Origin of the sequence: Rapidithrix thailandica, assembly GCF_039710355.1 — a bacterium.
GTDB lineage: Bacteria > Bacteroidota > Bacteroidia > Cytophagales > Flammeovirgaceae > Rapidithrix > Rapidithrix thailandica.
This window is the reverse complement of record NZ_JBDKWZ010000021.1, coordinates 97,956-119,098: the sequence shown is the minus strand read 5'-3', so window position 1 is coordinate 119,098 and position 21,143 is coordinate 97,956. Positions and strand designations below refer to the sequence as shown.

General features: G+C 41.0%; 16 protein-coding genes. 8 read left to right on the top strand and 8 right to left on the bottom strand.

Going from position 1 to position 21,143, the window contains the following annotated elements; genetic code table 11:
- Positions 1–111 precede the first annotated feature (111 nt).
- Positions 112–1,413, bottom strand: a complete 1,302-nt coding sequence (locus AAG747_RS25725; protein ID WP_346824124.1) for an ammonium transporter — start codon at positions 1,411–1,413, stop codon at positions 112–114.
- Between the two features lie 302 nt (positions 1,414–1,715).
- On the opposite strand from AAG747_RS25725, the gene AAG747_RS25720 reads away from it, so the two are divergent.
- Positions 1,716–2,486, top strand: a complete 771-nt coding sequence (locus AAG747_RS25720) for a type III pantothenate kinase (protein WP_346824123.1) — start codon at positions 1,716–1,718, stop codon at positions 2,484–2,486.
- A gap of 148 nt (positions 2,487–2,634) precedes the next feature.
- Here the strand turns inward: AAG747_RS25720 and AAG747_RS25715 are convergent, their stop codons facing one another.
- Positions 2,635–4,008 carry a pyridoxal-phosphate dependent enzyme gene (locus AAG747_RS25715; protein ID WP_346824122.1) on the bottom strand — a complete coding sequence of 458 codons (1,374 nt, stop codon included), beginning with the start codon at positions 4,006–4,008 and terminating at the stop codon, positions 2,635–2,637.
- 323 nt (positions 4,009–4,331) lie between these two features.
- Between AAG747_RS25715 and AAG747_RS25710 the strand changes: the two genes are divergently transcribed.
- Both AAG747_RS25710 and scpB read left to right on the top strand, forming a co-directional pair.
- On the top strand, positions 4,332–4,709 hold the full coding sequence (locus AAG747_RS25710; RefSeq protein WP_346824121.1) for a TraR/DksA family transcriptional regulator: 378 nt from the start codon (positions 4,332–4,334) through the stop codon (positions 4,707–4,709).
- A gap of 103 nt (positions 4,710–4,812) precedes the next feature.
- The gene (gene scpB, locus AAG747_RS25705; protein WP_346824143.1) at positions 4,813–5,394 is read left to right on the top strand and encodes an SMC-Scp complex subunit ScpB; all 582 of its coding nucleotides are present in this window, start codon (positions 4,813–4,815) and stop codon (positions 5,392–5,394) included.
- An 87-nt stretch (positions 5,395–5,481) separates the two neighbouring features.
- Here scpB and AAG747_RS25700 read toward each other — a convergent pair whose 3' ends face one another.
- Together AAG747_RS25700 and AAG747_RS25695 are read right to left on the bottom strand one after the other, a co-directional pair.
- Positions 5,482–6,309 carry a universal stress protein gene (locus tag AAG747_RS25700; RefSeq protein WP_346824120.1) on the bottom strand — a complete coding sequence of 276 codons (828 nt, stop codon included), beginning with the start codon at positions 6,307–6,309 and terminating at the stop codon, positions 5,482–5,484.
- Positions 6,310–6,606: 297 nt separating this feature from the next.
- Positions 6,607–7,473: a universal stress protein gene (locus tag AAG747_RS25695; protein WP_346824119.1), complete on the bottom strand. Its 867-nt coding sequence runs from the start codon at positions 7,471–7,473 to the stop codon at positions 6,607–6,609.
- A 241-nt stretch (positions 7,474–7,714) separates the two neighbouring features.
- Between AAG747_RS25695 and AAG747_RS25690 the strand changes: the two genes are divergently transcribed.
- The gene (locus AAG747_RS25690; protein WP_346824118.1) at positions 7,715–8,293 is read left to right on the top strand and encodes a DUF3109 family protein; all 579 of its coding nucleotides are present in this window, start codon (positions 7,715–7,717) and stop codon (positions 8,291–8,293) included.
- A gap of 190 nt (positions 8,294–8,483) precedes the next feature.
- Here AAG747_RS25690 and AAG747_RS25685 read toward each other — a convergent pair whose 3' ends face one another.
- On the bottom strand, positions 8,484–10,646 hold the full coding sequence (locus AAG747_RS25685; protein WP_346824117.1) for a glutamine synthetase III family protein: 2,163 nt from the start codon (positions 10,644–10,646) through the stop codon (positions 8,484–8,486).
- 174 nt (positions 10,647–10,820) lie between these two features.
- Positions 10,821–11,831, bottom strand: a complete 1,011-nt coding sequence (locus AAG747_RS25680; RefSeq protein WP_346824116.1) for a glutamine synthetase beta-grasp domain-containing protein — start codon at positions 11,829–11,831, stop codon at positions 10,821–10,823.
- Between the two features lie 518 nt (positions 11,832–12,349).
- Here AAG747_RS25680 and AAG747_RS25675 point away from each other — a divergent pair.
- Positions 12,350–15,466 carry a hypothetical protein gene (locus AAG747_RS25675; protein ID WP_346824115.1) on the top strand — a complete coding sequence of 1,039 codons (3,117 nt, stop codon included), beginning with the start codon at positions 12,350–12,352 and terminating at the stop codon, positions 15,464–15,466.
- 100 nt (positions 15,467–15,566) lie between these two features.
- On the opposite strand, the gene AAG747_RS25670 is transcribed toward AAG747_RS25675, so the two are convergent.
- A complete protein-coding gene (locus tag AAG747_RS25670; protein WP_346824114.1) occupies positions 15,567–16,613 on the bottom strand; it encodes a quinone-dependent dihydroorotate dehydrogenase in 1,047 nt (348 codons plus the stop codon).
- An 88-nt stretch (positions 16,614–16,701) separates the two neighbouring features.
- Here AAG747_RS25670 and AAG747_RS25665 point away from each other — a divergent pair, with 88 nt between their 5' ends.
- Positions 16,702–17,910 (top strand): S-adenosylmethionine:tRNA ribosyltransferase-isomerase, encoded by a 1,209-nt coding sequence (locus AAG747_RS25665; RefSeq protein WP_346824113.1) that lies wholly within the window; start codon positions 16,702–16,704, stop codon positions 17,908–17,910.
- 4 nt (positions 17,911–17,914) lie between these two features.
- Here the strand turns inward: AAG747_RS25665 and AAG747_RS25660 are convergent, their stop codons facing one another.
- Positions 17,915–18,271: an arsenate reductase family protein gene (locus tag AAG747_RS25660; RefSeq protein ID WP_346824112.1), complete on the bottom strand. Its 357-nt coding sequence runs from the start codon at positions 18,269–18,271 to the stop codon at positions 17,915–17,917.
- Between the two features lie 301 nt (positions 18,272–18,572).
- Here AAG747_RS25660 and sdaAB point away from each other — a divergent pair, with 301 nt between their 5' ends.
- A complete protein-coding gene (gene sdaAB, locus AAG747_RS25655) occupies positions 18,573–19,250 on the top strand; it encodes an L-serine ammonia-lyase, iron-sulfur-dependent subunit beta (RefSeq protein ID WP_346824111.1) in 678 nt (225 codons plus the stop codon).
- A gap of 360 nt (positions 19,251–19,610) precedes the next feature.
- Positions 19,611–21,038 (top strand): TolC family protein, encoded by a 1,428-nt coding sequence (locus tag AAG747_RS25650; RefSeq protein ID WP_346824110.1) that lies wholly within the window; start codon positions 19,611–19,613, stop codon positions 21,036–21,038.
- The last annotated feature ends 105 nt before the right edge of the window (positions 21,039–21,143 follow it).

Here is a 21,143-nt window from a genome sequence, read left to right as displayed (position 1 = left end):
TATTAAGTCTGAAAAGTATCCATTGATCCGTTTATTTCAAGAAGAGATAAGCAAAATAAAAAAAAGGAGCCCCAAGCGGAGTTCCCCTTTTCCTTCATCGTATATCTCAGATCAGTTTATGTCAAATCCTTTTTCGCCATGGTAGGCAAGGTCCATTCCTTCTTCTTCGATGGAGCGTTCTACCCGGCCTCCGGCAGTAACTAAGGTGGCTACTTTAAAGAGTACCGCAGAGACAGTTCCGGAGTAAATAATAGTTACGCCTACACCGTAGAGTTGTGTTAACACTTGTCCGGGATTGCCATAAAGCAAACCTGCGGCTCCGTTTACTTCCGGATTGGCAAAGATTCCGGTAGCAATGGCTCCGAAGATACCTACCAAGCCGTGGATACCAAATACATCCAATGTATCGTCATATCCTAATATTTTCTTCAATTTGATTACACCGAAATAACCGATAGCACCGGAGAAAAGCCCGATAATCAGAGCGCCAAATACATCGACAAAACCGGCTGCAGGTGTAATGCCTACCAGTCCGGAAACCACCCCGGAGGCACTGCCTAGGAGCGTAGGCTTTTTGTGTTCGGTTGTCCATTCGATGAGTAACCAGGTCATTCCACCGGCGGCTGCCGCTACATTGGTTACTAATAAAGCATTGGCAGTAATAAAGTCGGCAGCGAGTTCACTACCTCCGTTGAAGCCAAACCATCCGAACCATAACAAGGCAGAACCTAAAATCATCAGTTTGGTAGAGGCGGGTTTACTGCCGGTAGGCTTGTTGTGATCGATTCTTTTGCCTACCAAATAGCACAAGACCAATCCTGCAACGCCAGCATTGATATGGATGACGGTACCGCCGGCAAAGTCCAGGTCGCCATGTGCAAGTAAAAAGCCTGAAGCACTCCATACCCAGTGTGCAATGGGGGAGTATACCAGAATTACCCATAGGATGGAAAATAAGATCCAGGTAGAAAATTTTACCCTTTCGATAATAGCTCCGCTTACAAGGGCTACGGCAATGGCAGCGAACGTGCCCTGGAACATTACAAATAACAATGTGGGGATCGAGCCCGAAACTTCGTTGATGGGGATGTTATTGAGCATGAAAAATTCCAAAGAACCTAAAAAAGGATCGTTGGCACCTCCAAAAGCAATACTGTAACCAACAATGACCCATACGATAGAGGCCGTGCAGAAGGCGGTATAACTCATTCCGATCGTGTTCAAGACACTTTTTCGTTGAGTGAGCCCTCCGTAAAAGAGCGTGAGTCCGGCCGGAGTCATCAAAGCGACCAGTGCTGTGGCTATGAGCATCCATGCGGTGTCGCCTTTGTCGAGGGTCGGAGCAGTTTCTTCAGCAAAGGCTAATGCGGGAGTAGAGAGTAGCAGGAGTAGAATTGAACCAAATTTTCTCATGTTTACTAAAGTTTTGTAATTTGATGATTCAAAAATGAATTAAAAAAATTAAAAATGAAAGAAATTTCTTAAAAAGAAGATCAAAAAATATCCTAAAAATTAATTTTTGTTGAAAAAATTAGATTTAAAGGGTGTTGTGTGGTGGGTTTGATGTGATTTTGTGAAAAACAACCTTTGTAAGGTGGAAAATGCAGGGATTCTAGGAGAGAAGGGTGAAAAAGTGTGAAAAGGGTAATTTTTTTGGTCAGAATAGAGAGAGGAACAAACATTTTGTATATTTCAGAAAATAAAGAATGTATTGTATGGATTTAGTGATAGATATTGGAAATACCAACATAGTATATGGGATCTACGATCAAAACAGATGGGTGCATCAATGGAGGGTGGAAACGGATATACAACAAGATGAATTGTATTATGGCATGCATCTGAGGTCTTTGTTTTTGGAGTATGGGATAAAGTTAAATGCTATTCAATATATCGGGCTTAGCAGTGTGGTGCCACCGTTGACTGAGGTTATTTCCGGTATGGTTGCAAAGTTGCTTGGGAGTGATGTGGTGGTAATGGGGCCGGAGGTGTATAAATGTATCCCCTTGCATATTGAGAATATCTATGAAATCGGGAGTGATTTGGTCGCCAATGCGGTGGCGGCTTTTACAAAGTTTCAACAACATTGTCTGGTAGTGGATTTTGGAACGGCTTTGACCTTTACCACTGTATCCGATGAGCCTGCTATTTTAGGGGTGGCAATTGCTCCGGGTCTGAAAACCGCTATGCGCGCATTGTCTACCTCTACAGCCAAACTTCCCGATGTGGAATTAGAACTGCCTTCTTCCGTATTGGGCCGGAATACGGAGCACGCCTTGCAAGCCGGTGTATTGATCGGGTTTACCGGGTTGGTCGAAAAAATGATTGAAAGAACCCGGCAGGAGTTACCGGTAGCGTGTAAAGTGGTGGCTACCGGAGGGCTTTCTTCCGTGTTGACTCCTCTTCATCAACAATTTGACTTGATCGATCCGCATTTGACTTTGGAGGGAATACGGTATTTGTTGTTGCAATACAATGCCAGGTAAGTAAAGTGCTGGAAGAACTATTAATAGTTTGAATATGTGCTTTCAGTCTAAATGAAAAGAGGGTAAAAGAGAACAATTCTCTTTTACCCTCCGGTTTTACATCGCTAGCTCCTTCATTCTTCAATCCTTCTGTCCTTCAACCCTTGCACTACCGGCTCATTGCCATTAGCAAGTCGGATTGGGTGATGATATGTACTTGGTCCGAGTGATCCCTGACCAAAAGTGCTTTGTTTTCCCGGTTGATCAAAGAGGAGAGCGAGTCAACCGAATTATCCATTCCGACAAACATAAACGGCTTGTCCATGATTTCGCTGACCAGGTGGTCTTTGAGTTCCGGGTTGTCTAATAGTTGGTTGAGAATTGCGGAATCGGTGATGCTTCCTACAATTTCACTTCCATCGGATACCGGAACTTGAGAAATGCCCTGTCGGTTCATCATGACAATGACATCGCTGATTTTCTGGTTTTTATCCACCATTACCAAGTGGTCTTTTCCGTCTTTATCAAGGATAATGTCTTTGGCGGTTGCGTATACCCGTTCTTCTACAAAACCGTGGTTTTTCATCCAGTCGTCATTGTAGATTTTGTTTAAGTAACGGGTGCCATGGTCAGGCAAAATGATCACCATCACATCCTCTTCTTTGAGATGTTCTTTGGCGTATTCCAAGGCACCGTATATTGCGGCACCACTGGACCAGCCTACAAAAATTCCTTCTTCCCGGGCCAGTTTCCGGGTCATGACCGCAGCATCTTTATCGGTGACTTTTACAAATAGGTCGATCAGGTCAAAGTTAACATTCTTTGGCAAGATATCTTCTCCGATACCTTCAGTCATATAAGGGTAGATTTCGTTTTCATCAAAAATGCCTGTTTCCTTATATTTTTTAAATACCGAGCCAAAGGAGTCTATGCCAATGGTCGTGACCCCGGGGTTTTGTTCTTTCAGGAATTTCGCTACCCCACACATGGAGCCGCCTGTGCCTACGCCAGCCGCGTAATGGGTGATTTTGCCAGCGGTTTGCTCCCATATTTCCGGCCCTGTCGTTTCATAATGGGCTTGCGTATTGGAAAGGTTGTCGTATTGATTCGGATAAAAAGAGTTGGGGATTTCTCGATTGAGTTTTTGAGCAACGGAATAGTAGGAGCGAGGGTCGTCCGGGGCAACGTTGGTGGGGCAGACGATTACTTCGGCACCTACTGCGCGAAGAATGTTGATTTTTTCTTGCGATTGTTTGTCGTTGACAGTAAAGATGCATTTGTATCCTTTGGCAATGGCAACCAAAGCCAAGCCCATACCGGTATTTCCTGAAGTGCCTTCAATGATAGTACCTCCCGGTTTTAAGCTTCCGTCCTTTTCCGCGTCTTCAATCATTTTTAAAGCCATACGGTCTTTCATAGAATGGCCGGGATTGAAGTACTCTACTTTTGCGAGTACGGTCCCTTTGATTCCTTGTGTTACATGGTTAAGCTTTACCATGGGAGTGTTCCCAATAGCTTCAATGATGGATTTACAATATTTCATGAGTCAGTAATTTTATCACTCTGAAAAATTATGAGATTTTTTTTGATCTCCCCAATATTTCTTCAACAATTTTTCTAGGGAACTTTTTCCCGGGTGAACTAATATTTCCTTCCGAAGCTTCCTTTATTAAGAAGTATGCTGAGATCCGTATATGGTTAAATTAAGTAACATTAGGTAACTTATTAAAGAGTAAAAAAATACAATAAAATACTTCTAAGCTTATGTTGATTCTTTATATTTGTTACCTGACAAAAACCACGGTCAAGTTAGTGATATTGAAATCACTTTGTTGATGAGATTTCCACCAAACCTTTTGTTTGCATATGGCTACTGGACAGTTACGGTATTCACCGGAAGAACTTCTCGAATTTGAGAAGCTAATTAACGAAAAGCTTAATAAGGCAAAAGCTGACTTAGAGCATCTCAAAGAATCTATATTACGCAGTCAAAGCGGATATGATAGCAATCATAACGGTTTGAAAACCCTTGAGGATGGCGCAGATGCTTTAGAACGGGAGCAATTAAACCAGCTTGCAGCCCGGACCCGAAAGTATATTACTCAGCTTGAAAATGCTTTGATTAGGATCAAAAACGGAACGTACGGTATTTGTATTGATACGGGGAATTTGATCTCTAAAGAACGCCTCAGAGCAGTGCCTCATACACAGCATTCCATTGAGGCGAAAAAAAGTCGAATGTAATTTAGATGAATTTAGTAAATTTTGAGCCGGCAAGCTTTCTTGCCGGTTTTTTGTTGTATGAAATATCTTTGCCTGAAATGATAAATGATTAGTTTGTATGGGAATTGATTTTTTGCAACGGCATGTAGAAGCCTTGATCTTTTGTAGTCCCACCCCTATTAGAATTTCAGAAATACAGGCATGCCTTTCTGAAATGTTTGAAGCGGAAGTCCTTGTAGGGGATATAGAAAAGGCTGTTTCAAGCTTGAAAGTTAATTATGAACAAGAAAATTTTGCTTTTGAAATTGTCAATGCCGGTTCCGGGTACCAGTTTATGACCAAACCTGCTTACCAGGCCAGTATAGGCATCTTACTTAAGCAAAATTCTAAAAAGCGCTTGTCGAAATCGGCTTTGGAAACCTTGGCGATTATTGCGTACCGGCAGCCCATTACGAAAACCGAATTAGAGCAAATCCGGGGGGTGAATTGTGATTATGCGGTAAAGAAACTTTTGGAAAAGGAATTGGTGGAAATCAAAGGAAAGTCGGAAGCTATCGGACGCCCTTTGTTATATGGTACTTCGGCCAGCTTTTTAGAGTATTTCGGAATCAATGATTTGAAGGAATTGCCGGTGCCAAAAGACTTTGCGGAAGAAGAGAATGAAATTGGTAAGGAGGGGTACGAAGAGCAGTCAGAGGAAGAGTAAAATGGGTATCGAGGGTATATGTCAAAGCACCGGAGGAATTTCCTCTTCCGGTGCTTTTTGATTTGCCTTGAGAGTGAAAGTGTTGTTTTAAGAGGACTCATGTAAGGTCAGAATGCATTGTTTGCTTTCCTGAATGGCCGTTTTGGCAATGCTGCTATTAAATAGCTTTTCTAAGAAGCTGTGCTTTCTATGAACAATGCCCAGAATATCGATTTTATGACTTTGGCAGTATATCATTAGTCCGGTAAGTACTTCGGGGTTGATGATCGTATGGAATGAAATTGACAAGGGGTGGAACTCTTGTTCTATAGCGGCTTTAATTTCTTTAGCTTCCAGGCTTTTGTTCTTTTCATTCTCTATATTCAAAATATGAATTTCGGTATTAAATATTTCTCCCAGGGCTTTAATGCTGTCAAGTACCTTGTAGTTTTCCAGTTGATGATAGTCGGATGCCAATGCAATTTTGAGTTGCGAATTGGGTAGTGGATTGGGGTTGGGGATGCTAAGGATCGGTACTTTAGAGTGCAGCATGACATTGGCAGTATTGCTGCCTACTAATTTTTTTAACCCGGAAGCGCCTTCGGTTCCCATAATGACCAAATCAGGAGCGGTTTGTTTGATTTGATATAGGATGCTATCCTCAGGAATGCCAATGTCGGTGATAAAGGTGCAAGTACTTAAATCTTGAGGCGGAATAATTTTTTCCACAAAATCCCGCATGTCTTTGATTAATTCATTCTCTCGATCGGCAACGGAAGGAGAAACGCTGTAAGTGCCGTCAATCAAGGGGTTGAATAATTGATAGGTATGTAGAAAGGTTAATTGACTTTTTGCTTTTTTTAGTAAAGTATAACCGAAGTCAATCGCACTAACAGAAGTGTTGGACAGGTCTATGGGGATTAGTATGTTTTTCATAATTTAGAAACTGTTAATGTTGGCAATGAAAATCATTTAGATAATTTGAATTAGGAGTCTGTTGCTCTGTTGGAAGCCTGATCCTTTTGATAAGGTAAAATTGCTGGTTTTCGGGTGTTTGTGCAATAACTTGTATCTGGTAGACAGGATGATTTTGATCAGTGTAGTTTTTATGACGGTTGATGGAGGGTATTAATAAAGTAGTTTGTGTGTGAATAAAAAACCTGGTATTGGCCGTTGCCAGGTTTTTTATAGGTTTGATGTGTGTGAAAAATACCTCCGGCAAGAACTGTGGATTTATTTGAAATGCTGATTAAACGTGATGATCGGGCGAGTAGCATGGTTGGCGACCTCTTCTGCAATGCTTCCTAATAATAAGTGGCCTATGCCTGTTCGTCCGTGAGTGGTCATCATGATTAAATCGGCATTTAAATCATTGGAAAACGAGCGAATTCCTTCCTCTTCGGAATAAAAATTATAAGAGTTGACAGTATAGTTGTCAAATTTGTGCGTTTGTGCAAATTTTTGAATGAGTTGGTGGGTATCACTGGTGGTTTCAAAGTTGTTGGGTGTGATGACTTTGACAAAATGCAAAGTAGCCCCAAAAGTTGTTTGGATATAGCGGATGAGTTCAATGGTTTTGGTATGGACTTTTTCAAATAAAGAGGCGAATACGATATTTTTTAATTCAAAGGGTTTTATTTTTTGTTTGACAGTCAATACGGGGGCTTTGGCCAAACGGATGACTCGTTCTGTATTGGAGCCTACCAGAATTTCCTCAATACCACTTACGCCTTTAGAGCCCATAACGATCAGGTCGGTTTCATCCTTTATGACAAACTCTGCGATATGCCGTTGAAGGCGATCAAACTCCACATGTTCGGTGATATTCACCCCTTGGTATTTCTTTTTAACCCCTTCCAGTTTATCACGGGTTACTTCTATGAGTTTGTGCATGTAAGGCTTGTAGAGCTCAGGGTCATCACTGGTTTCTCCCTGACCAAAAATGTCTACATAATCCGAGTGTCCGACTACGGGTACATCAATGACGTGTAATAATGATATTTCAGCATTCGTCTTTTTGGCAATGCCGGCCGCTACATCTAATGCGTTCATCGATTCCTCGGAAAAGTCGGTAGGTACGAGAATTTTCTTGATTTCCATATTCAGATAGTATTTTTGTAAATCATTTAACCAAATCTACTTTATAAACTTATAAAAAAAAATGATGGACATCAGGGCGAAGGGTAAAAAATTATTGTTATGAATACGAGTGGGGAAGGAGGGGCTGACTTTTCTTTGTTGTTTTTTTTAGTGGGGAATAAAAGTCAAAAGTAATGGCTTGTTTTAAAAGCGGGTATACTCCTGATTGCGGTTTGTTTTATTAATATATTTAAGGTTGATAATGATTGTTTTAGGAAACACCATTTTGAGTGATGACATTGCTGAGGAGCAGTTTGTATGCGATTTAAGCAAATGTAAGGGTGCATGTTGTGTTGAGGGGGATTTAGGAGCTCCGCTAACGGAGGAGGAATTGCCTGTCATGGAAGAGATTCAAGAACAGGTAAAGCCGTATTTGACTGAAAAAGGGAGGCAAGAACTTGAAAAACAAGGGGCGTATATTAAGGACTATGAAGGGGATTACTCTACGCCTACGATTGAAGGAAAGGAGTGTGCTTATGCGATTTACGATGAAAAAGGTGTTTTGAAATGTGGGATTGAAGAAGCGTATAACGATGGGAAAATTTCTTTTCACAAGCCGGTATCATGTCATTTGTATCCGGTCAGGGTTACACAATACGATCAGTATGAGGCTTTAAACTATGATCGTTGGTCGATTTGTAGTGCTGCTTGTGATTTGGGAAAGTCCTTGAAAGTGCCTGTGTATAAATTTGTGAAAGATGCCTTGATCAGAAAGTATGGGAAAGATTGGTATACAAAGTTGGAGATAGAAATCCGGGAGCGGGCAGATAATCATATTTAAGTGTTGAAATACTAAGCGCTCTGAGAAAGGCGAGTGGATGTAATGCCGGTTCGCCTTTGTGTTTTTTATTATCCGGTTGGCTTTTTAGGGTCATGGCATTGAGGTGATAACGGTGTGGTTGGGAGTGTTATAAAAAAACGGAGGCTTCGAATCGAGGCCTCCGTTGGTAGTATTGTGGTTGAGAACTGAATTATCTTAAGAATAACATTTCTCTGTATTTTGGCAATGGCCATGCTTCACTGTCTACAAACAGCTCCAGTTTGTCTACAGAGTAGCGTATTTTGTCAAAATACGTTTCTTTTACATCGTCACAGTAAGCGATGGCTTTGTCGCGAATATCCTCAATTTTGTTCACGCGTTTTCTCTCTTCGATCATTTGGCGAACATTGTTTTTGATAGATTCGATATGTTGAGAGATATCGTTGATGGTTTTAACCACTGCAGAATTGTCGATACCCAAGCCTTTTAAGCCGTTCGCATTTTCGATCAATTTATTCTGATAGGCAATAGCGATCGGAATGACATGATTTAATGCCAAGTCACCCATGATTCTGGATTCGATCTGAACCTTCATGATGTAGTTTTCAAGAAGGGTTTCATGCCGGGCTCTCAATTCACGTTCTGTGCATACATTGCTCTTTTCGTAAAGTTTGATAGTCTTTTCGGAAATGGTAAAATCCAGTGCTCGCGGGGTGTCTTTTACATTAGAAAGACCTCTTTTCTCCGCTTCTTTTACCCAATCATCCGAGTAGCCATCTCCATCAAACAAAATGCTTTTCGATTCTTTGATGTATTTTCTGAGAATGTTAACAATGGCCATTCTTCTTTCAGTGCCTTTATCGAGTTCTTTTTCAACTTCTTTGTTGAATTGGTTCAATTGATCGGCTACTGCGATGTTCAATACGGTCATTGGACCGGCAACGTTGGCATCGGAACCTACTGCTCTGAATTCGAATTTGTTGCCGGTGAAGGCAAATGGAGATGTGCGGTTACGGTCAGTGTTGTCAAGGATGATTTCAGGAATTTTGTCGATTCCTAACTTCATATACATATTGTCACCTTTTTCCACGGATACGTTTCCACTATGCTCCAATTCATTCAATACGGCACTAAGTTGTGTACCGATGAATGCGGAAATAATAGCAGGAGGTGCTTCATTGGCTCCTAAGCGGTAATCATTACCGGCTGAAGCGATGCTGGCTCTTAATAAATCGGCATGATCGTAAACTGCTTTTAGGGTGTTTACGAAGAAAGTTAAGAAGATCAGGTTTTCTCTTGCGCTGCTGCTTGGTTGTAACAGGTTGATTCCCGTATTGGTCACCAAAGACCAGTTGCAGTGTTTTCCGCTGCCATTAAGTCCAGCGAATGGTTTTTCGTGAAAAAGGACCTTTAGATTATGTTTTTCAGCCACTTTGTTCATCACATCCATCAATAATTGGTTGTGGTCTGTGGCAACGTTGATTTCTTCAAATACAGGAGCAACTTCAAATTGTGAAGGGGCTACCTCATTGTGACGAGTGCTTACCGGGATGCCTAATCGGTGACATTCGATTTCGAAGTCCCGCATGAAGTCAAATATCCTTGGAGGGATTGATCCAAAGTAGTGATCATCAAGCTGTTGGCCTCTAGGAGGCTGGTGGCCAAAGACACTGCGACCGCACATAACTAAATCCGGACGGGTTGAGTACAACGCATGGTCAATCACAAAGTATTCCTGTTCGCATCCTAAAGAAGGGGTTACCTTTGTGATGTTGCGATCGAATAATTTACATACCTTGGTGGCGGCCCTGTCGATGGCTTGTACGGCTTTCAATAAAGGTGCCTTGTAATCCAGTGCTTCGCCTGTATAAGAGACAAAGATCGTAGGAATACAAAGGGTACTGCCGATTAGGAACATTGGAGAACTAGGGTCCCAGGCGGTATACCCTCTTGCCTCAAAGGTGCTACGGATGCCTCCGTGAGGGAATGAGGAGGCGTCAGGCTCTTGTTGGACTAATGCACCGCCTTTGAATTTTTCCAAACGGGCATGCATGTCGTAGAAAGAATCGTGTTTTTCAGCTGTTCCACCGGTAAGCGGTTGGAACCAGTGAGTATAGTGGGTGGCTCCTTTGGCAATGGCCCAGGTTTTTACAGCAGCAGCAATGGCATCAGCGGTGGGCTCATCTATTTTTTTGCCTTTGTCAATGCAATGTTTTAGGTTGTTAAAAACGTCCTGAGAAAGTGATGCGCGCATTTGATCCAAGCCAAATGCATTTTCACCAAAGTAATCAGACACTTTGTCGGAGGGAGCAGTTACTTCAATTTTTTGTCTTTCTTGCACTAATTCAAGTGCGTTGAATCTAAGCTTTGCCATGTATTGAGTTAGTTTTTAATAAAGGATACACTTTTTCTTAATTCAGGGTGAAATTAATACTAAAAAAGTTAGAAAAAAATAAATATTGGAAATTTCAAGTTGAATTTTGGTTAGAATAAAAAGAAAAAGCTGTTCTTTGATTGAGAACAGCTTGAATGAGTGTGTAAAAAAAAATTACAGTCCGGCTTCGATAATAGTAGAGGTCAGTTTGGCCGCTACTTTGTAAGGGTCGGCATTTGAAGCAGGTCTTCTGTCTTCTAAATAGCCAGATTTGTATCCGCTTTCTACCGTTGGAATCGGAATTCGTATAGACGCTCCCCGATCACTTACTCCATAGCTAAAGGTACTGATATGTTGTGTTTCGTGAAGGCCGGTTAAGCGTTCATGGTTGTTTGAGCCGTAAACCTCAATATGTTCATTGTGTTTTTTCTTTAAGGCTTCGCAAATGGCCAGGAAGTAATTTTCGCTTCCGTCTTCCCGCATTTTCTTGTTTGAAAAGTTGGCATGCATGCCAGAGCCGTTCCAATCTCCTTTTACGGGTTTTGGAGCAAACTCTACATGAACATCGTATTTTTCTGCAATCCTATATAATAGGTACCGGGCGATCCATGTGTCGTCAGCGGCTTGTTTAGCACCTTTGCCAAAGCATTGAAATTCCCATTGTCCTAACATTACCTCAGCATTAATGCCGGTGATGTTTAGTCCGGCATCCAGGCACAGGTCCAGGTGTTCTTCTACGATATGTCTGCCTTCGATGTAATCATCGCCTACCGAGCAATAATACATGCCTTGTGGGGCGGGATAGCCATTTTGAGGAAATCCTAACGGTCTTCCTTCTTTTACTAAGGTGTATTCTTGTTCGTATCCGAACCAATAATTGTCCGGGTCATTGATTAATGCTCTGGTATTAGTGATGTGAGGTGTTCCATCCGGGTTGAGGACCTCGCACATAACTAACCAAGCATTTTTCCTTCCTGAATCGGGGTATATACTTACGGGTTTGAGTAGGCAATCGGAAGTATGTCCTTCGGCTTGTTGTGTGGAGCTTCCGTCAAAAGACCACATAGGGGCTTTCTCTAATTCTCCGGCAAATTCTGTTGCGTCCAGAATTTTTGTTTTACTTCTTAAGTGAGGTTCTGGCTTACAGCCGTCCAGCCAAATGTACTCTAGTTTTACTTTAGTCATACGATTCTTTTTAATACAGGTTAAAATTTAACCTCAAAAATACAATTTTTTGCAAAAAATCAATATGTAGAATTAAAATTCATCTATAAAAATTGTAAATAGTGAAAAATACAGATTATTGAATTGTTTTTTATTGTTTGTGCTGGTGAGTTTTTGAAAATGCCGCTTTGCAAAAGCTAAAAAAAACTTATGGAAGTAACTTCTTAAGTACTTGTCGTTTAAAACCATATTTTGGCCTAAGTAGATCATAATTTCGCCTAACCTTATCCGTCAACATATGGATATGGGTAGTTTTTGCGTTAATCCAATGATAAACACTATTCCGACGAAAGGAATAATTGCCTAGTGACCCTTAGTGATGAATAAGAGTATATGAAGATTAAATATCACTATAGGTTTAAAGCAACAATAAAGAAAACTAACGTTCATTAATCTATTTAAGAAATAAGAGCAAACTCAGACCCCGAGCAATTACCGCAATCAAGGTCGGAGAGTAAAGTGTAAAACTTCCAGTGACTATGAAGATTAGGTTACTTTTTTTATTTATCATTTTTTCAGCTACCAACCTTTCAGCACAAACAGGCATCACCGGAGCCATTTCTGTGAATGACGGTGCCACCATTACCAATAACCCTGAAAAAGTTGTAAACCTGAATATTTCTGCGAACGGTGCTACTCATATGATGATTAGTAATGATGGAAGTTTTGTGGGAAGACGTTGGGAGCCTTATAGCACCCGGAGGCAAAACTGGAGGTTGGCAGGTGAAGATGGTAGAAAAGTCGTATACGCCAAATTCCGGGATGGTGGTGGAAATGTATCTGAAGTAGTATCTGCGGAAATCGAACTTGACAGAACACCCCCTCTTGAACCTTCTATTTTGATTAACGGTGGAATACAATATACAAATAACAAATCCCGTACGGTGGTTTTGGAATTGCATGCCCAAGAAGCGCATGCAATGCGCATTTCAAACCGTGGAGACTTTTTGGGAGCAAAGTGGGTGCCCTTCCGCGAGAAAGTTACCGGTTGGAGATTAACCGGGGCTGACGGAACAAAAGAAGTGTTTGTTCAATATAAGGATCTTGCCGGAAATACGACAGAGACGATCTCTTCAAGAATTGTTTTGGACATGATTCCTCCGACTCGCTGCAAAATGATTGTGGCAGACGGACAGCGAATCATCAATAGCAAGAAAGTGAGAATTCGCCTTTTGGCTGAGGGGGCACATGAAATGATCATTAGAGGCGGAGAAGGTTGGGTGCCTTATAAAGAAGAAATTGAATGGGAATTGATAGGTGGTGATGGTGAAAAAGTTATTTATGCGAAATTCCGGGACGCAGTCGGAAATGAATCCGTAGTAGTTTCCGGCCGGGTGATTTTGGACACCAAACCCCCTTCTTTAGGGATGATCGTAATTAATAATGGTAGCCGGTATACGAATCAACAAGATGTGCAGTTGAAAATGATTGCCAAAGGTGCTACACATATGGTCATAAGTAATACCGAAGAGTTTAAAAATGATTGGCGACCTTATTCACCCGTAGTGCCCAACTGGCTACTTGATCCACAGGATGGTACTAAAACCGTGTATATCAAGTACCGGGATCATGCTTCTAACGAATCAAAGGTTTTTAATGATAAAATCGTATTGGATAGAACTCCTCCTAAAAGACCCTTTATCCGTATTAGTTCACCGGATGCGGTTTATGATAGTATTATGGGAGCTACTTTATTGAGCAATGATGCTAAAATTGTCGATTTGGTAATTAAAGCTGAGGACGCTGATTATATGATGATCAGTAATATTAGTACTTTTTATGGGGCTCAGTGGGAGGTGTACCAACCTGTTAAGAAAAACTGGGAATTAGGAGGTAATAACGATGGAGATAGAAGTGTATTTATTAAGTTTAGAGATAAAGCTGGGAATATATCTGAAGTAGCCTTTGATAAAATTATTATTGATACACAAGCTCCTGTAGGCGGGAAAATTTCTATCAACAACAATGCGGAGTTCTGTACTGACCAAGAAAGGAAAGTGATGCTTCAGTTATTTTGTAGAGGGGCAACTTTGATGAAGGTCAGCAATGATGCGACTTTTGCCGATGCGGAGTGGGAGCCTTATCAAACGACAAAACCATGGGTATTAAGTGATGAGGACGGACTTAAAAGTGTTTTGGTGAAATATAACGATGCAGCCGGAAACGAATCAGAGCCTGTTATTGATAATGTGATTTTGGATAGAAAACCTCCGTTTGCAACATCTATAGTAGTAAATAAGGGTGAGGAAATGACCAACCACCCTGATAAAGTTGTATTGGTTAAAGTAAGAGCTGAAGATGCTAAATTAATGCAGATCAGTAATTCGGAAGATTTTAGCCATTCTCGTTGGAGAGGCTATTCGAACCTGAACTTTAACTGGACTTTAGGAGGGGATGATGGAGATAAAAAGGTGTTTGTACGTTTTAAAGATGAAGCGGGAAATATCAGTGAACCTGTGTTTGATGATATCAAATTGGATCGAAGTCCTCCAAAAGAAGGTTCCATTAAAATTAACGAAGGGGAAGGCATTACCAATAATGCAAATAAAAAGGTTTTGTTGAGTTTGTATGCGGAATCCGTGACAGAAATGATGATCAGTAACCGGATGGATTTTAAAGATGCAAAATGGGAACCCTTCAATGAAACAAAAGATTGGGTGCTCTATGGACCGGATGGCTTGAAAACAGTGTATGCTAAATTTAGAGATAAAATAGGGAACGAATCACGTATTGCAATTGCAAGGATTGGTGTGGATAGACAAGCACCAAAAGAAGGGCGGATTACAGTTAATGGTGGAGCAAAGTACTGTACCAATGTGAATGGGTATGTAAATTTGAAACTCTATGCCCAGGAAGCAAAAGAAATGATGATTTCTAACAATAGCACTTTTGATGGCGCAGATTGGATCAAGTATGATTATTTCTATCAAAACTGGATGTTGGATGATGAAGATGGCGATAAGAAAGTATATGTGAAATTTAGAGATGAAGCAGAGAATGAAACTACTCCCATCGTAGCAAATATCATATTGGACAGGCAAGAGCCGGTAGGTGAAGACATCGTAATTGACAATGGAGCAAGTTTCACTAATAACAAATCTAACCGGGTAAAATTGGAAGTGAAAGCAGAGGGAGCTGTTGAAATGATGGTAAGTAACAGTCACTTTTTCAGACCTCCTGCTAAGTGGGAGCCTTATCGCGAATCACTGGCGTGGACATTAACCGGAAGAGATGGTGAAAAAGCCGTATATGTAAAATTTAGGGATATAGCCGGTAATGAATCCTCTGTGGCTACTTCTAAGATCCGCCTGGATACGGAGCCTCCTATTCCTCAGTATATGAAAATTAACGATGGTAAGACGAGTACGGATGATCCGCGAGTGACATTGACCATCAAAGCGAGGAATGCGAATTATATGATGATATCCAATAATCCTAAATTTGAAGGAGCAATCTGGGAACCTTATGCACTCACTAAAGAGTGGAACTTATCAGAGGGGGAGGGCTTGAAACGATTGTTTGTGAAATTTAAGGATGACGCTCAAAACGAGAGTGGTCATATCTTCGCAGACGTTACTTTGTATACGAATTACTAAACGTCTCGCTTAAACGCACTATAATAATATACAAGAAAGCCCCCGATTGAATAATCGGGGGCTTTCTTGTATATCTCTGAACAGCAAAGGAAGAAATTAATTATATAAACTTTTTTTGAGATCTTAAGACTGCTTTATTGATTTCCTTTACCAAATCAGGGCCTTCGTAAATAAAACCGGTGTAGATTTGCACCAAGGAAGCACCTGCCAATAACTTTTCAATGGCGTCTTCGGCAGAGTGGATTCCTCCGACTCCGATGATTTTAACCTTGCCCTCGGATTTCTTATGAATATACCGGATGACTTCTGTGGATCTGCTGTTTAGAGGTTTGCCGCTTAAGCCACCGTTGCCTATTTTGTCCAAGGTTGTCTTGGAGGTTTTTAATGCATGGCGGTTGATGGTCGTATTGGTGGCAATTACACCGGCAATTTGTGTTTCTTCTACAATCTCGATGATCTCATCCAGTTGTGTATGAGTTAAATCCGGAGCTATTTTTAAAAAGATAGGTTTGGGGTTTGCCTTCGTATGATTTACCTTTTGCAAGGTGAATAGTAAGTGTGAAAGCGGTTCTTTATCTTGTAATGCTCGGAGGTTAGGGGTATTCGGGGAGCTGACATTCACGGTAAAGAAGTCCACATGATCGTACAGTGCTTCAAAACAAGTGAGGTAATCATTTACGGCTTCTTCATTAGGAGTAACTTTGTTCTTTCCTATATTCCCGCCAATAATAATATTACTTCTACGCTTTTTAAGCCGTTTCAATATTTTATCAACCCCATCATTATTAAACCCCATTCTGTTAATCAAAGCACTGTCACTTTTCAAGCGGAATAAACGGGGTTTAGGGTTCCCTTCTTGAGGTTTGGGAGTAACCGTTCCGATTTCGATAAAACCGAAACCAAAGGCCGGTAAAATGTTAATCAATTGTGCATTTTTATCTAGGCCCGCAGCGAGCCCCACCGGAGATGGAAATTTCAAGCCGCATATTTCTGTTGTCAGTTCCGGGGCTTTTACCTGGTATTTCTTTTTTACAAAAAAGCGAACTCCGGGAATCGAAAAAAAGAATTTTAAACTGCGAAACACCCAATGGTGTACTTTTTCAGGATCAATCTGGAAGAGTATAGGTCTAATAAATAATTTATACATGTAAGGCTTTAGGTTTGATTCAACAAATACTCGTTTTTCGTAGATCAGGTTTATTTTTGCGCAAAGTTAGAATTATAAACCGGAACACATGCAAGAATTAAAACTCAAAGATTTTACTTATCACCTTCCGGAAGAAAAAATAGCCAAATACCCAATGGCTAATCGCGATGCGTCTAAACTGTTACTGTATCGCCAAGGTGAAATGGAACACCGTGTATTCCATCACCTTCCGGAAATATTGGAAGAAGGGGATGTTTTGTATTTCAATAATACAAAAGTGATTCCGGCTAGGATGCATTTCAGAAAAAGTACGGGTGCTCTGATCGAAATATTTTTGTTAAACCCTATGCATCCCTCTAAGGTGATGGAAGAAGCCATGCAGGCCAAAAAATCTACGGAGTGGCAATGCGTTGTGGGAAACCTGAAAAAATGGAAGGGTGAATCCTTACATACAACACTACAAATAAACAATCGGCTAATTCAATTTTCTGCCTTTTTGGTCGACCGGAACAAGAAAATTGTAAAATTTACCTGGGAAGAAGAGGCTATTAGCTTCTTGGATATTATCAATCACCTGGGTGAAACACCTTTGCCCCCTTACCTTCACCGCGAATCCGAACAAGCGGATCTAACCACCTACCAAACCGTATACGGTAAAAAGGAAGGAGCCGTGGCAGCACCTACTGCCGGTCTCCATTTTACTGGTAAGGTACTGGAACAACTGCAACAAAAAGGAGTACAACTACAAGAGCTTACCCTGCATGTAGGGGCGGGTACTTTTCAGCCTATCAAAACGGAAGAAGTAGCACAACATGATATGCATGTGGAGCAGGTAGTTCTGCGTAGGGAAAATTTATTGCCTTTAGTAGAAGAAAATAAACGGGTTGTTGCAGTGGGGACAACTTCCCTGAGAACCTTGGAAAGCACCTATTGGTTTGGTGTAAAGCTCTTGAAAAATAATGGCAATGCCAGTTTTGATATAGCCAAAAACGATCCTTACAACCCCGATTGGGGTGAATTGCCCTCTGCAGCCCAGGCTATGAAAGCCGTACTGGAATACATGGATCATCAACAGTGTACTCAACTGATTGGGCATACGGGAATTTTTATATACCCGGGGTATCAATTTCGAGTGTGTGAAGTGTTAATTACTAATTTTCATTTGCCAGCGTCTACATTAATTTTGCTGATAGCCGCTTTTGTGGGAGATGATTGGAAAAAGATTTATGAGGAAGCCTTGAAAAAGGATTATCGGTTTTTGAGTTATGGAGATTCGTCTGTGTTATTCCGGGGTTGAGCATTTACATTTTGAGAATATCGGAAGGCTTTAAACAAAGCTTTACCTGATCACCATACACAACAATGGGGGCTTTGATTAAATCCGGATTTTTCATCATGATGTTTAACCAACCTTCATCGTCAAACTCATGCCCGCGAAGGGTCGCTTGATATTTGGGGTTGGCTTTGTCCAAAAGTTCTTTCGGGGTCAATTGCATCCGGTTTAGTAAGTCTCTCCAAATGGTTGTAGTAAAAGAATCACTACAATAATTAATGCCAGTCACGTAATTTGAGATAGACTTTGCATAGGCAATGGTCTTTTTTCCCAAATCCGAATTGTTATTATAATACACTTTTATTTTATAAGGATGCTTTTTCATTGTTGTAATATTTGGTGAATACTCTTTAAAATTTAAGGATTTTTTGGAAAATAATCAATGATGTTGATTCCTGTTTACTGTTTTTTTCAGTTATTTCGAAGTCTCAGACCACGAAGTGGTGTAAACGTATAGTTTTTGACCGAAGATGGAATCCAAATCGGCTCATCAAGGCACTTTTTGAAGAGCATAGCCAAAGCTATTGTTGAAAAAAGTAAGACAGAGGAGGCCTTTTTGAAACATTTTTCAGGAAAAGAAAAAGTTTAATTCACTTCAACAATAAACAACCTATAATATCAAAACCATGGCAGAAAAAAGTAGCATCTTTGATATGATCGGTCCGGTGATGATCGGGCCTTCCAGCTCACACACGGCAGGAGTAGTGCGTATTGGCAGAGTCGCCTATAAAATTTTAGGAGGAACTCCTGAAAAAGCTGATATTACCTTCTACAACTCCTTTGCCCGAACTTATGAAGGACATGGCAGCGACCGGGCGGTTATTGCCGGTTTATTAAACTTTAAAACCGATGATACCCGTATCAAAAATTCCTTTGATCACGCAGAGAAAAATCACCTGGAATTTACTTTTAAGTCAGTGGGAAACGCTTCTACCATGCATCCGAATACCGTAAAACTTCATTTGGAGAGGGAAGGACAAATGGTAGACCTTACCGGAGTTAGCCGGGGAGGAGGGGTCATTAGCATTACGGAAGTAAATGGCTTCCCTTCGAATTTTAGTGCCAACTTGCATACCATGATTATTTTGGCGGAAGATAAAAAAGGAAGTATTTCATTTATTTCCAGTATCATCGCACACGATGAATGCAACATCGCCAATATGATTGTATCCCGGAAAGGAAAACATCAATTGGCTTGCCAGTTTATTGAAATGGATTCCGGGGTTCGGCCGATTACCTTAGAGTACCTTAAAAGCCTCCCATGGATTAAAGATGTGAATTATATTCCGGATATCGACCAATAAATAAGTATTCTTTGTAGTGATCTTGCTTCGGATATGAGCAGAAAACCAAGCCTTTGCTCATATCTTTTATACCTGCCTTCGGTTCCTTTTCCCGGAAGGAATAGCCCCTCTGATACTGCTTACATCAATTATTTGCCTCTGATAAAATATCCTTAGTTTAAATATACAGGAATCTGTTACTTTATTGAAAGAAGTCTGTTTTTTGCTGAATTGTGTACGCTTAATCGAGCAAACCAGACAGTGGCCGGAAAAGTAGTGTAATCAGTAGTGTTTTAGGATTTTGTAATGACAGATATAGTTTCCAATACCATACAATAAACTTCGGATATGTTACGACATCAACTTACCTGGCTTATCTTCATGATAAGTTGTTTTACCAATCCCTTGACGGCTCAAGATGAAAAACATTGGTCTATCGAACGCTGTATCCAATATGCAATGGATAATAACTTAGAGGTGAAAATGAGCCGCTTATCGGTAAATCAAAGCCAGGAAGCGATCAAATATTCCAGGCATCAGCGATTGCCCAGTGTAGGAGCTTCTGCTTCTTACAATTGGGGTTGGGGACGGAATATCGACCCTTTTACCAACGTGCCCGTAACGGAAGGCACCCGGACTAGTTCCTTTGGGATTAGTGCCAATATGGTGTTGTTTAACGGAAATAAAATTAACAGTTCTGTCAAGCAAAGTCATATAGACTTGCAAGCTAGCCAATACGATGTCCAAAAGTCAGAAAATGATTTGAAGTTGTTTTTGGTTTCCGACTATTTACAAATCCTGATTGACCGGGAAAACTTGGAAAATGCTAAGCGAACTGTCGAAACGACACAGTCGCAACTGGAAAGAACCGAAAAACTGGTGCAAGCGGGAGCCCTTCCCGAAGCGGATTTGTACGATTTGCGTTCGCAATTGGCTACGAATGAATTACAAATGGTGAACGCCGAAAACAAACTTTCTTTATCTTATCTGAACTTGAAGCAGCGCTTGCAACTGACCGAACAACAGGAGTTTGAGGTGATCATTCCGGAAATTCCGGAGCCGGATGCATCTTTGATGGTGCAAAATATTGAGGAGGTCTATCATACGGCTTTGTCACTCCAGCCGGAAATTAAAAGTGCTGATTTAAAAGTGCAAAGTGCTGAGTTGAGTGTGCAAATCAGCAAAGCCGATTACTATCCTACCTTATCCTTGCAAGGGGGGCTAAGCTCTTCTTATTCCAGTGCTTTAAAACAGGTGCCGGATGGGTTTGAAACCCTCCCCGAGCCCATGTCCATGCCAGTAGGATTCGTAGACCCTAGTTATACAGGTGGTGCGGTATGGCCGGTTATCCGCGAAGTCAACGAAGTTTCTGTATACAGGGATGCGGATTTCTTTACCCAACTCGATAAGGCTTTCCGTCAGTATGTAGGGCTAAACTTGAGCATTCCTATCTATCAGAAAAACCAGGTGAACTATTCGGTAGCCCGCTCCAAAGTGCAATACGAAACGGCCAAACTGAATTCACAGATAGAGCGGAATACTTTGCGTAAAAATATTGAGCAAGCGTATTACAATGCCCGGGCAGCTGCCAAAACTTATGCCTCCAACAAAAGGCAACTGGAAGCCTTGCAGGAGCAGTTCAGGGTAACGGAGCAACGCTACAAATCAGGGATGGATAATGTCACCGATTACATTATTTCGCAAAATCAACTCAACAACGCTCAGTCAGATTTGATCTGGTCCAAATACGATTTTATGTTTAAATTAAAGGTAATGGACTTTTATTTAGGAAAAGAAATCACCTTCTAATACAGATATACACTTCTTCAAAAATCAAAAAGCCCGTTGTTGAAACAGCGGGCTTTTTGAGGAAAAAGACTGTTGAGCTAAATGCCCGGTATGGTCACCAGTGGC